This is a genomic window from Acinetobacter sp. PW68, assembly GCF_020982655.1.
GTDB lineage: Bacteria > Pseudomonadota > Gammaproteobacteria > Pseudomonadales > Moraxellaceae > Acinetobacter > Acinetobacter towneri_A.
In genome coordinates this window covers 88976-102094 of sequence record NZ_JAHZSX010000001.1, presented here as the reverse complement: position 1 = coordinate 102094, position 13119 = coordinate 88976, and the positions used below count along the sequence as shown (strand labels likewise).

Below are 13119 nucleotides of genomic sequence, written 5' to 3'. Positions count from 1 at the left end.
TCGTGAAGTCCCAACTGTCGCGGGCATCTTGCACCCATTTAAAAAGCCGTGCTTTAAAATGGGTTCATGGCGTAATTCAGGCACGAAGCAGTGCTTCGTGCCTGAATTACTCCCATTCAATTGTTGCAGGTGGTTTAGACGATACGTCGTAAGTCACACGTGAAACGTCTGCAATTTCATTCATGATACGGGTAGAGATTTTGTCGACTAAATCGTACGGTAAGTGTGCGAAACGTGCTGTCATAAAGTCCACTGTTTCTACGGCACGAAGTGCAATCACCCATGCATAACGACGACCATCACCCACGACACCCACAGATTTCACAGGCTGGAATACTGCAAATGCTTGTGCCGTTTTGTCATACCAACCACTTGCACGCAATTCCTGCATGAAAATGTCATCGGCTAAACGTAAAATGTCTGCATATTCTTTTTTCACCTCACCCAAAATACGCACGCCCAAACCTGGACCTGGGAATGGATGACGGTAAATCATGCTGTGTGGCAAGCCTAGAGTCGTGCCGAGTTTACGCACTTCATCTTTAAATAAATCACGTAAAGGTTCAACCAATTCAAAAGCTAAATCTTCTGGTAAACCGCCCACGTTGTGGTGTGATTTAATCACGTGTGCCTTGCCTTGTTTGCTGGCTGCAGATTCAATCACGTCTGGGTAAATCGTACCTTGTGCCAAGAATTTCACGCCATCGAGTTTACGTGCTTCTTCGGCGAAAACTTCAATAAATTCACGACCAATGATTTTACGTTTTTTCTCAGGATCAACTTCACCTGCCAACGCGCTCAAGAAGCGTTGTTCTGCATCGGCACGAATCACGCGAATACCCATGTTTTCTGCAAACATTTGCATCACTTGATCGCCTTCGTTCAAGCGTAATAAGCCGTTGTCTACAAACACACACGTTAATTGATCGCCAATGGCTTTATGCAACAATGCAGCAACCACAGAAGAGTCTACGCCACCAGACAAACCTAGCAATACTTTTTCATCGCCAATTTGCTGACGTAATTGTTCTACGCGCAGGTCGATGATGTGTTCTGGTGTCCATAAACCGCGACATCCACAAATTTGATGTACAAAGTTAGACAATAATTCTGCACCTTTAGCAGTGTGTGTCACTTCTGGGTGGAACTGAATGCCATAGAAACGTCGGGTTTCATCAGAAATCATTGCCACTGGGCAGCTTGGCGTGCTTGCAGTAATTTGGAAGCCTTCTGGAATGCGTGCCACTTTATCGCCATGGCTCATCCAAACATGCAATTGGTTTTCACGGTCTTGCAAGTTACCAATCAGTTTGTCACGTACCAAAATATCCACTTCGGCATAACCGAATTCATGCACTGTACCTGCTTCAACTTTACCGCCCAATTGTTCTGACATGGTCTGTAAACCATAGCAGATCCCCAATACAGGTACGCCTAAGTTAAATACAATTTCAGGTGCACGTGGACTACCCGCTTGGTGAACACTTTCAGGTCCACCCGATAAGATAATACCATTTGGATTAAATGCACGAATGTCTGCTTCCGACATATCGTAGGCATACATTTCAGAATATACGCCCGCTTCACGCACACGACGCGCGATAAGCTGACTATATTGCGAACCGAAATCCAGAATCAGGATACGATCTTCAGTAATTTGAGTATTGGTAGTCATGACAAACAACTATGAAAGGCAAACGAATTAAGCGCGCTATTCTAGCATTTTTCCACGCCTTGCGCACACTATTCAGACAATGCTGAATCTGGATATTTTTTTCTATAGATGATCCGCCCAAGTGAGATTGATCCTAGCCAAAATAATGGACAGCACGTCCCTCTAAAGATAACGTAACTTTAATCTTTGGAGATTCAAGAAATGGCTAAACGTTTTAGTCCTGAATTTAAACAGCAAGCGATTGATTATGCACTTTCAAACTCCCATGAACCTATAGCTGCAATCGCCCAGAAATTAGGTGTGGGTTATTCAACTTTAGACAAATGGATTCGTGAAGCCAATCCAGTAGGTTCAAGCAAACGTCAACTTTCACCAGAACAACAGCGGATCTTAGAATTAGAGAAAGAAGTCAAACAGCTCAGGGAAGCCAATGACATCTTAAAAAAAGCGCATGTGTACTTTCTGACAGATCATGCCAAGAAAAGTACACGGTAATTCAAGATCTGGATGTGAATGAAGTCACTGTATCTTCTGCCTGTCAATGCCTGGGTGTCAGCACTTCAGGCTATTATGCCTGGCGAAAACGCCAGGCCAATCCAGCGCAGAAATATAATGATTTAAAAGCCGTATATTGGCAGCATCATGCACGATTGGGTGCACCTTCATTGGTACATGACATGCATGATTTAGGTTACAGCATGAGCGAACGAACCGTTGGAAGAATGCTTAAAAAGCTTGGTTTATGTAGCAGGATTGCACGTAAATACAAGTATACGACTGATTCAAACCATCGTTTGCCTACAGCGCCTAACTTGTTGGATCGTCAATTTACGGTCAATGAACCCAATAAGATCTGGACAACGGATATTACCTATATCCGTACTAAGCAAGGTTGGCTGTATTTGTGTGTGATGCTGGATCTATTCAGCCGTCGTATTGTCGGTTGGCAAACCAGCCATCGAATAGACCGTCAATTGGTGTGTGATGCGTTTCATTATGCAATGGCTCGTCAGGGGTATCCAATGGGTGTCATGGTGCATTCGGACCAAGGCTCACAGTACTGTAGTCGTGATTTTAGGGCGCTATTATTGACGAATAACTGCGTTCAAAGTATGTCACGCAGGGGAAACTGTTGGGATAATGCAGTGACCGAAAGCTTCTTTCATACATTGAAAGGTCATGTGGTCCATGGCAGTGTGTTTGCCACTCGAAAAGAAGCGAATACAGTCTTGTTTGACTATATTGAGATTTATTACAATCGGGTCAGAAGGCATTCCGCAAACGGCTGGTTAAGCCCAGAAGCCTTTGAACAGAAATATTTTAAGAATTTAGAGGGATTTGTTGTCCACGATACTGTCTAGGATCAGATAAACTGTTGCATTTTTAGAACACAGCCAAGAATGTAATTAATTACTCCTAAATTCCTCTAATAATTATTTACTTTTTATACTGACTTTCAACGTCTAGACTGCTAGGATTTGAGCACACTTTCGCTTGTTTTTTCCCATGGAACTGATTGATTTTATCTTGCACGTCGATGAGCATTTGCTCGAATTCATCACCCAATATGGGGTATGGATTTACGCTATTTTATTCCTGATTATTTTTGTAGAAACAGGCTTGGTGGTTATGCCGTTTTTACCTGGCGATAGTTTATTGTTTGCGGCAGGCGCACTGGCTGCATCGACAGGAGTGATGGATCCTTGGATTTTGGGTATTTTACTGTTTACTGCTGCGGTACTGGGTGACACACTGAATTATCATATTGGTAAATATATCGGACCACGGGTTTTTGAACTGGAATCACGTTTTATCAATAAAAAACATTTGATCGAAACCCAAAAGTTTTTTGAGCGACACGGAGGAAAAACCATTATTTTTGCGCGTTTTGTGCCTTTTGCGCGTACCTTTGCACCCTTTGTAGCAGGTGCGGGCAGCATGAATTATAAATACTTCCTGACCTATAACGTGGTTGGCGCTTTTTGCTGGATCGCGTCGTTTATTACACTCGGTTATTTGTTTGGCAATATGCCAATTGTGAAAGACAATTTCACCTATTTAATTTTCGGCATTATTATTTTAAGTGTTTTGCCTGGGGTGATTGGTTTTATTCGCCAAAAACTCAAGAAAAAACCTGCTTAAGTTGTATAACTCTGTGGGCAAGCCTGTTGAACAGCGCTGCCCTCATCTATTCAAAACAAGTGAGATGATTGTTCAGCTCAGCAAATTGAGCTCTAAATCTTTAGAAAAAACGTGCTACGACAGGCAGCATGCATACCACCAACAGCAAAGCCGAGCCTTTATATAATAAATCTGCCGTTACTTTATTGGTTTCTAGCGCCAAAACAGCCCGCCCAAAAGACATCCAAAATAACGCTGTCGGCAATAAAACCAGACCGAATAAGAGATAGACCATGGCAAAATTGGTCGGGTTATCCCAAGTTTCTGTAGGAAAAATACCTGCAGCAAATAACAAGGCCTTCGGGTTTTTAAAAGTCGAAAAAAATAATTGTGCGGGGCGAATGGTAGAGTGTTTTTGACAATGTTGCTCTAAATGCGACTGCTTCCATAAATGAAAAGCCATCCAAAATACATAGCCTGCACTTAAAACATGCAGAATATCAATCAAGTAAGGCCAAGTTGGCGCACTCAAATGAATGAATAATGCCCACAAACTAATAGCATACATATAACCAAAAAGCTCTGCGGGAATCAGCAGACTGGTTTTGGCAATGCCCTGTTGATGCGCTGAACTCGCCAATAATGCATTGGTCGGTCCAGGAATCATCAAGACCGCGATCATTGCTAGGACAAAGAGCCAACTTTCAATCATAAACACCAGAGCATGCAAATCAAAAATAGGAGCACACCTTATATGAAAGCCATTGAAAATGACAAGTTTTTCTATCTGGCAGGACTGACCCAAGGGTGTAAATAGAACAGAAAATAAAATTAAGTTTTTGTTTTTAAAATATTAGATTGAGATCAACCTTGAATTATCTTGCTACATTTTTTAAGCAATGGTGCTGCACAAATGGCAGCACCACGGACGAAATATTCGCAAATCCTAAAATTTAAGATGTTACAGGTTTGGGCTTAACAATAATCGGGCAAGCTTTAAATTTTGCTGCTTGTACAATGGCTTCTTGTTCACCTAAAAGACGTGCCAGTTCTGTTCTTTTAGTATTGGATGACTGTCCCATATTGACTGAAACACTCGGTGCAACGCCCCAACCGCCACGGCTTCCCCAACCACCGCCTAAACCGATACCTACACCAACACCTGTACGTTTCGGCGCTTCGACACCGCTTTCAATATATTGCTGAATACGGTTATATTCGCTTTGTAATTGTTGGCAATTCAAAGCCTGATAATGTGTAGGCGACACATAGCTAGGTTTCACTGTGGTCGCACAAGCCCCCAGCAATAAACTACTTGCCGCGACAAGACCAATTGCAAATGTTTTCATGTCTACCTCTGTATCACGCTTGCTCAATTTCATTGAACAACGATTGATAGGCCTGCGTCAATTTATGATCTGTTGCCAAATGAATTAATGGCAAATTTTTATGATGTGATTCTTTCATCAACACCGAAGGCGGCAACATGCTATTCAAAACAGGTAAACCTTCATCTTTAAGTTGCTGCACCACTTCACGCGGTAACTTGGCCTGTGCTTGATATTGATTCACCACAATGCCTTCAATTTGCAAGTTTGCATTGTGGTCATCCTGAGTTTCCAAAACATTTTCAATCAAGCTTTGTAAGGCACGTTTAGAAAAGACATCACAGTCAAAAGGAATGAGCACCCGATCTGCCGCAATTAAGGCAGAGAGCGTAAAAAAGTTAAATGCAGGTGGGGTATCAATAAATACACGGTCATATTGATCGGACAATTGTTGCAAGGCATCGCGCAGTTTGTAAATTTTATGTTTCGATTCAAGTGCGTGTGCCAAACCGCCCAATTGCGGACTCGCAGGGATTACATCCAAATTTTTAAATGGCGATTGATGCACATAGGCTTCTAAACCTTTGCTGCGGTTTTTTAAAATTGAGCCTAAAGCATTGCCTAATAAGCCTTTGGATTGATTTGCACCCAACACTTCTTCAAAGTAATTTTCGATGTTGGGTTCAAGCGCAGGCTTGTCGGCAGAATAAGTGGCATCATCACCCAATAAATATTGGCTGGAGTTGGCTTGCGGGTCGAGGTCAATCACCAATGTTTTTAAACCCTGATGCGCACTGATTGCAGCCAAATTGACGGTAATACTGGATTTTCCAACACCACCTTTCTGATTAAACACCACACGTGTGCGCATTGTCGCCCCTCGTTGAATGACTTCAGTTCTTGTTATATGTTCAGTTTAACCGACCCGCTATGATTGTTGGCACATAGTGTCTAACAATCCTTAAACTTGCCCTAGCCAAAACTTGGTTTAAGCATAACCAAACCTAAAATGGCAATGAAAGCAATCAGGGCCAGTCCCCAGCCAACACGGCGCTGCACCAGCAAAATACGCTCATCTTTTTTATACGCTTTAATCAAAGAAGAAAGCATCACAAAAAATAAAATAATTTTGGCATAAAACCAAGCTTCGACCTGAAAATCCTTCAGAAATAAGGCAATGACTCCTGTCACCACAATCAGCGTGAGTGCCGAATGCTGCAAAGCTACAAAGACTTTCCATGCTTTAGGGTTTGGAGAGTGGTTCAATGTACCTTTAAATAAAGTCATGGCACGCACCACAATCACCAACAGCAACAAAGCCACTGCAGCAACGTGAATATTGTTCAGCATTGATAAATTTTCCATCTATAGCCTTCCCTTACGCATCTTTTGGTGCATGTGCACATTCAGGGCTTGACGTATCTTGGCCTTGCCACTCAGAGGCAACAAAGGCATGAATCGCAAGCGCATGAATTTTATTTGGCGCGAGTAGATCACCCACAGCGGCATAAATTTTTTGATGACGTTGTACCGAACGTAAGCCCTGAAAAACATCACTGACCATCACCACTTTAAAATGGGATTCTTTTCCTGGGAAATAACCGCCATGCCCTGCAGATTCATTCACAACTTCTAAATGACTTGGATTTAAAGCAGCTAAGCGTTGCAACAATTGTTGTTCTAAACTCATGATTGTATTTCCCAAAATGGTTTAAAGGCTGCCTAGCAGTATAACTGCGTTCTATACAATTCTCAGCACTTTGGCAGAATCATTCGTGCTTGGTGCTGTTACAGCGTGTTTTTCTACTTAAATTTGGCGATCTCATCGCCAGTTGTTCTAAAAAATGTCGTTTATTTATGCAATTAAGCTAATTTTTTGCATAAATGGATTGACCCTATTTTTGCATCATGTATTATACACCGCATGCGGGAATAGCTCAGTTGGTAGAGCACAACCTTGCCAAGGTTGGGGTCGCGAGTTCGAGTCTCGTTTCCCGCTCCAGATTCTAAAAGCCTCAGTTGAATGACTGGGGCTTTTTTATTGTTGTTTTATTCAATATTTTACTTCATAAGAAATTTTTATACTTAAAAAAGTAAGTTTACAAAAGTGCTCTTTCAAAACTGTGAACAAAAAACCGTGTAGATGATGCTCCAAAGTATCAATCATACAAGATAAAAAAAACTCCAAAACAAAAGATAGTATTAGCTACTACTAAGTGGCTTATGTTAAACAAGATCAGCTTGCCTAGATCCTAAATATTGATGCCGCGGAGCCTGTTAATAATTTCTGTCATTGCTTCTTAATAAAAAAGCAACTAATATGCTTCTTATACCACCAAAAAGCAATAAATATGTCTACACTAAATAAGTCTTTACTACAGCAAGTCAAAAAAAGACGAACCCTATTGGGTTTAAAGCAAGTTGATATGCAATCACGTACAGGCATTTCAAGACAGCAGTACCAAAAACTGGAAAGTCAAGGCAATCCTCGATTAGATACCTTAGAAATTATTGCGGCAGGACTAAATGCTCAACTGATGCTCATCCCAGATGATAAGGTTCATTTGATTAGACAATTATTGAATGATGAAATTAAAGTCACTATTGAAGATCAAGATGACTTAATGTCTAACCCATGGAAAGGTCTTCTCGGAGGAGAGTAATTAACTATAACTAAAAATATAGACAAATATTTGCATAAGTTCTCATTTTGTCTATGTCGATTCAGTAGTGGCAAGGTGGGTATTTATTAGAGATTTAAATGATTATCTTTTGTATTTTAGGTGAGTGTCTTGGTATATTAGCATCCATATCTATTGATTATCCAATCCCTTAACCTAGGCATGACTTTGTGAAATTAACACGCATTCATCACTGTAAAAACTTGAATGTGCAAAAGTACAAACAGCTTGAGAAACAAGCTGTTTTACTTGGTCGTATTCGTAGCGAGGTGTGGGCTAAATATGGTGCTATTTCAGGTTTGAATATCAGTGACAGAGCTATTCGTGATGCGTGGATGAAAGAAAGTCGTGACTTTGGTGTTTCTGCAAATGCGTGGAAAGAAACGCTACGTGATTGCATAGGTGATATTAAAGCCTATCGAGAAGCATCAAAAGACAAAGTAAAGCAGGCGATCCGAAAACGCACCTCCTGTAATAATGAACAAAAAAGACTATACACCTTGCTTAAAAAAGATGAATGGATGACTGATAATTTCCTCCATCGTCAAATGCGTAATCACTTTAAGCATGGTGTTAATCACACACATAATCAAATTATTGTTCGTGCGGATATGTGTAAAACTTTTGAGTTAAATGGTCAATGTTGGCTTAAAGTGCCGAGTCTAGTCCCTCGACAAACCATTAAAATTCCACTAAACACCACTGTTGATTTTGCGCCACAAGGCACACTTAGAATCATTCTAAAAAACGGTAATGTTGAAGTTCACTCAACTTATGATGCAGTTGAAACACAGGATTGTGGTCAGGAAACCGTAGGTGTTGATAAAGGTTATTCAGAAGCCTTTGTGGATTCTGATGGTGAAGTATATGGCAATGGTTTAGGTAAATTGATCTCAAGTGAATCAGACTACCTAAATCAAAAGTACAAACGTAGAAATAAGCTCAGAGCGATTTCTAAAGCCAAACCGCATAAGAAACAGAAAATTGAGTTAAATAATCTAGGTCGAAAAAAACTAGATAAGCGACAAGATACTCAAAAAGCAAAGCTCAAAACATTAATATTTACAGCAACTCACAAGTTGGTTGATAAAGCCAAAGTGATTGTTGCGGAAGATTTAACATCCCCAATTCAAAGTAAACGCAACTATGGCAAAAACACCAATAGACGCTTAAATACATGGGCTAAAGGTTTGTTAGCTAATGCCCTAACTTCTATATCTCACCGTAGAGGTTCTACGGTGCATCTAGTCAATTCTGCATATACTTCGCAAAGTGATTCTTTCTTGCATGGCCTTTTAATAGGTACACGTAAGGGAGATCGTTTTCACCGTTTCAATGGGGAAGTTGTGCAAGCTGATTGGAATGCTGCGAGAAACGTGCTTGCAAGATTAAACGACAATGAGATAAGTCGTTATACGCCTTACAAAACTGTAAAGCGTATATTGCAAGAACGGACTGACCGCTACAAGTCGGAACTGACCGACTCAGGCTCTAGTTACACGCTTGGCAACAAGACATTAACAGAGTGCGAATTAGTCCTTGACTATGTTTGAATACATTTTAAGGAACAGGAACCATGAATACTGTTGCAGTCCTGAAATTAACATTACATCACGTTGTCGTTGGATACTTGGCAGGATTTCAGAGCGGAAAAAATATTCTGGTTTTCACAGATTCTTTTCACTTGGATCAGCAACGTCCGACCTTGAGCTTGCTTACTTCCCCTTTATATCCTCAAGCGGATAAGATTTTAGAAAAGACCTATGTTACACATCAGCGCTTACACCCCTTGCTATCAAATCTGCTACCAGAAGGTGCATTACGCGAACTCATAGCACAAAGCCTCAAAATACATATAGACAATGAATTTCAGTTATTGGCAGCTTTAGGTCATGACTTACCTGGGGCACTGATTGCAACCCCAGTAGATCCAGAAGAAATCCCAGATGGAATAAAATTTAAGCTTCAGATCTCGAATCCAGATCAGATATTAAAACAAGAGATTCGGACAAATAATAAGTTTTCCTTGGCTGGCGTCCAAATGAAGTTTTCCATGAAAGCCAAAGATGGGCGTTTTACATTAGCACAGGCAACGGAATCCAGCCTACTCGGTGATTGGATTGTCAAAACTCCTTCTACCAGACATGCTTTTGTTCCGCTGAATGAATACTCTATGATGATCCTTGCCAAAATGGTCGGAATAGATATCCCAGAGATTCGTTTGGTAGATATGGCACTCTTACAAGACCTTCCACCATTAAATCTACCCCAAGAGCAATATGCTTTTGCAATTAAGAGATTCGATAGGCAGAGTACTGCTAATACTACAGAGCTTATTCATATTGAAGATTTTGCTCAGATCTTTGGTTCATATCCACACCAGAAATACAGCACCACAAATTATGAGCAGATCGGTAAGATCATTTATCACTATTCAGATAACAAAATTTTTGATATTCAGCAATTTGCCAGCCGTTTACTCGTCAATATTTTACTCGCCAATGGAGATGCACACTTAAAGAACTGGAGTATGATTTATCACGATAAAACAACGCCAAGATTATCCCCTGCATACGATATATTGATGACAAGTGTATATATTGAAAATGAGCGTCATTTCGCCTTAAATCTTGCCAAAAATAAAGATTGGTATTTAGCTGAGATGAAACACTTTGAACAATGGGCTGAAAAAGTCGGTGTTCCATGGCGTGTTATTGAAAAACAACGTAAGCGTCCGCTGAACACACCTTATGAATTCATCCTATAAGCCTTAATTTAGTCCCCACTTAAAAACAAGTGGGGACTAAAATTTATGACTACAAATCACCAGACATCCATCGCATCTCTTGCGAAAAAACGAAGAACATACAGTGCTGAATTTAAACAGCAGATCGTTCAGGCTTGTAAAGCACCGGACGTTTCAATTGCTTCAGTCGCTTTGCAACATGGATTGAATACAAATCTTGTATCCAAATGGATTCGCTTAATTGATGCTAAGCCAGGGAATGATCGCTCACCACTACCGAATAAACCTGCATTTATTGCCTTATCTTGCTCTGCACCATTAGATCCTACTCCTACTGACATGTTAACGGTTCAAATTACTTTACCCCACTCAAAAGCAGAAATTGGCTTGAAATGGCAAGTATCAGAAATATCTGCTTTAGCAGAATTACTCAAGGCACTTGCAACATGATCCGCATTGATGAAATCTGGCTTTCTACCCAACCTCTGGATATGCGAGCAGGGATGGATACGGTCATGGCGCAGATTATGAAAGCCTTTGGCTACATTAAACCGCATTGCGCCTACCTGTTCTGTAATAAACGTGGCCATCGCATGAAAGTGCTGGTACATGATGGACTGGGCATCTGGCTGTGTGCCCGGCGGTTGGAACAGGGCAAATTTCACTGGGCTAAAGTTCACCAGGGTGAAAGCGTAGCCCTCAGCCCGGAACAGTTACAGGCACTGATCCAGGGTTTGCCTTGGCAGCGCATTGGACGACAGCAAGTGGTCACAATGCTCTAAACTAGCTTGGTCCATTCTGCTATTCTCCAAATGTTGTATTTCATTCTTCTCATGACCTCAGGCATACTGCGGTCATGAATACGCTGCCTGATTTAAGCCAACTGACCCATGAACAACTGCTGGAATTTACCAGACAGTTGGCAATGCAGCATCAGTCTCTGGCACAATCAAATCAAGAATTAGAAAAATCAAACCAACAATTAGATACCAAAGTTCAGCATCTTGAAGTATCCAATCAGCAATTAGATGCTCAAGTTCAACATCTTTCCATTCTCAATCAAAAATACGAGCATGAACTTGCGCTGTTTAAAAAGCACAAATTCGGCAGTAAAAACGAACATCTCACTGCAAAACAAATCCACCTGTGGGATGAAGCGGTTGAAGAAGATATTGCCGCGGTTGATCTAGAACTGGAACGGCTGAATGCAGATAAAACCGATGCAGTGACACACAAAGCCAAAACCAATAAACCTAAACGTCGACCACTGCCAGATCATCTACACACCATCCGTATTGAGCATGAACCTGCATCAACCCAATGTGCTTGTGGCTGCCAACTTCGTCGTATCGGCGAAGATGTCAGTGAAAAACTGCATTTCAGACCGGCACAGTTCTATAAGGAACAGCATGTGCGTGGTAAATGGGTCTGTGATCAGTGTGACACCCTGACTCAGCAAGCGATGCCCGCCTATGTGATTGATAAAGGCATTGCTTCACCTGAACTGCTCAGCCATGTTTTGGTATCGAAATATGCCGATCATTTGCCGCTGTACCGTCAACGTCTGATCTATCAGCGGGCGGGAATCGAACTTTCTAGATCAACTTTATCTGACTGGATAGGTCGCTGCGGTGTAGAACTGGAACCTCTGGCCAATGCCTTAAAAGAGGTGGTACTACAACAGCAGGTGCTGCATGCAGATGAAACACCGGTCACCATCATGCGGATGGGTGAGAATGATAAAAAACCGAAGAAAGGTTATGTCTGGGCCTATGCCACTACACAGTACAATCCAGTTCAGGCGGTGATCTATGACTTTCAGGATAGTCGTTCAGGCCAGCATGCTGCAGAGTTCTTGAAAGGCTGGCAGGGCCATCTGGTCTGTGATGATTACAGTGGTTATAAAGCACGCTTTAAATCAGGCCAGGTCATAGAGGTGGGCTGCATGGCCCATGCACGTCGTAAATTCCATGAACTGCATGTGACCGGGAAAAGTCAGGTCGCTGAACAGGCCTTAGTGCTGATTCAGAAACTGTATGCGATAGAAGCAGAACTCAGGAAAAAGACCGATGGTACAGCGGAAGACCGCCGCGAATACCGACAACAGCATAGTCAACCGGTGATGCAACAACTGTATGAATGGCTTAACCAACATCAACTGACTGTGCCATCGAGTTCTCCAACCGCCAAGGCCATCAATTACACTCTGAAGCGTTGGCCAGCTTTAAGCCGCTATCTGGATGATGGCAATCTACCTATAGATAATAATTGGGTGGAAAACCAGATGCGACCTTGGGCGTTGGGACGTAAGAATTGGCTATTTGCAGGTTCGCTGCGCAGCGGTCAGCGAGCAGCCAATATCATGACATTAATCCAGTCAGCAAAGCTGAATGGGCTGGATCCGTATGCCTATTTAAGTGATGTTCTGAAAAGGTTGCCGACACATAAAGTGACCCAAATAGAAGAATTACTGCCACACCGCTGGAAATCCGACCAAAATTAAAAAATAGGTATGGGATTCAGCGGACGCTTACAAAACAACTTCACGCGATCATGGACAAAGCACGG

Annotated in this window: 13 protein-coding genes, 1 tRNA gene and 1 pseudogene; 9 read left to right on the top strand and 6 right to left on the bottom strand. The window is 41.7% G+C overall.

Translation table 11 applies throughout. The annotated features are described in order from the left end of the window. Window positions 1–106: 106 nt before the first annotated feature. Window positions 107–1675, bottom strand: coding sequence for a glutamine-hydrolyzing GMP synthase (gene guaA, locus K1T76_RS00420; RefSeq protein ID WP_230243712.1), 1569 nt, complete (start codon window positions 1673–1675; stop codon window positions 107–109). Window positions 1676–1876: 201 nt separating this feature from the next. Here guaA and K1T76_RS00415 point away from each other — a divergent pair. Together K1T76_RS00415 and K1T76_RS00410 are read left to right on the top strand one after the other, a co-directional pair. Next, window positions 1877–3036 (top strand): IS3 family transposase gene (locus tag K1T76_RS00415; protein WP_230243711.1). Its coding sequence is split into 2 segments (ribosomal slippage): window positions 1877–2111 and window positions 2111–3036, totalling 1161 coding nucleotides; the frame shifts between segments, so codons are not numbered across the junction. Between the two features lie 145 nt (window positions 3037–3181). Then, entirely contained in the window at window positions 3182–3817 is a 636-nt protein-coding gene (locus K1T76_RS00410; protein WP_019837132.1) for a DedA family protein, read from the top strand. Window positions 3818–3917: 100 nt separating this feature from the next. Here the strand turns inward: K1T76_RS00410 and K1T76_RS00405 are convergent, their stop codons facing one another. From K1T76_RS00405 to K1T76_RS00385, 5 genes are all read right to left on the bottom strand, one after another. Next, on the bottom strand, window positions 3918–4508 hold the full coding sequence (locus K1T76_RS00405; RefSeq protein ID WP_230243710.1) for a LysE family translocator: 591 nt from the start codon (window positions 4506–4508) through the stop codon (window positions 3918–3920). Window positions 4509–4749: 241 nt separating this feature from the next. Further along, on the bottom strand, window positions 4750–5145 hold the full coding sequence (locus K1T76_RS00400; protein ID WP_004970241.1) for a hypothetical protein: 396 nt from the start codon (window positions 5143–5145) through the stop codon (window positions 4750–4752). A 13-nt stretch (window positions 5146–5158) separates the two neighbouring features. Further along, window positions 5159–5995 (bottom strand): ParA family protein, encoded by an 837-nt coding sequence (locus K1T76_RS00395; protein ID WP_070155018.1) that lies wholly within the window; start codon window positions 5993–5995, stop codon window positions 5159–5161. Between the two features lie 101 nt (window positions 5996–6096). Further along, window positions 6097–6489, bottom strand: coding sequence for a SirB2 family protein (locus tag K1T76_RS00390; RefSeq protein WP_104852855.1), 393 nt, complete (start codon window positions 6487–6489; stop codon window positions 6097–6099). Between the two features lie 13 nt (window positions 6490–6502). Continuing rightward, complete coding sequence (locus K1T76_RS00385) at window positions 6503–6814, bottom strand: BolA family protein (RefSeq protein ID WP_104852854.1); 312 nt, start codon at window positions 6812–6814, stop codon at window positions 6503–6505. A gap of 236 nt (window positions 6815–7050) precedes the next feature. Between K1T76_RS00385 and K1T76_RS00380 the strand changes: the two genes are divergently transcribed. The 7 genes and pseudogenes from K1T76_RS00380 (at window position 7051) to tnpC (ending at window position 13054) form a co-directional block, all read left to right on the top strand. Beyond that, window positions 7051–7126: transfer RNA gene (locus tag K1T76_RS00380), tRNA-Gly, on the top strand. A 349-nt stretch (window positions 7127–7475) separates the two neighbouring features. After that, window positions 7476–7787, top strand: a complete 312-nt coding sequence (locus tag K1T76_RS00375) for a helix-turn-helix domain-containing protein (protein ID WP_104852853.1) — start codon at window positions 7476–7478, stop codon at window positions 7785–7787. Between the two features lie 227 nt (window positions 7788–8014). Continuing rightward, window positions 8015–9358 (top strand): IS200/IS605 family accessory protein TnpB-related protein, encoded by a 1344-nt coding sequence (locus tag K1T76_RS00370; RefSeq protein ID WP_230243709.1) that lies wholly within the window; start codon window positions 8015–8017, stop codon window positions 9356–9358. 23 nt (window positions 9359–9381) lie between these two features. After that, window positions 9382–10530 (top strand): annotated as a pseudogene (locus K1T76_RS00365) (type II toxin-antitoxin system HipA family toxin); the annotation flags it as partial. Between the two features lie 87 nt (window positions 10531–10617). Then, window positions 10618–11001 carry an IS66-like element accessory protein TnpA gene (tnpA, locus tag K1T76_RS00360; RefSeq protein WP_004691518.1) on the top strand — a complete coding sequence of 128 codons (384 nt, stop codon included), beginning with the start codon at window positions 10618–10620 and terminating at the stop codon, window positions 10999–11001. Continuing rightward, entirely contained in the window at window positions 10998–11333 is a 336-nt protein-coding gene (tnpB, locus tag K1T76_RS00355; protein ID WP_171489061.1) for an IS66 family insertion sequence element accessory protein TnpB, read from the top strand. Before tnpA ends, tnpB begins: the two co-directional genes overlap by 4 nt. 74 nt (window positions 11334–11407) lie before the next feature. Then, a complete protein-coding gene (gene tnpC, locus K1T76_RS00350; RefSeq protein ID WP_230243708.1) occupies window positions 11408–13054 on the top strand; it encodes an IS66 family transposase in 1647 nt (548 codons plus the stop codon). Window positions 13055–13119: the final 65 nt, after the last annotated feature.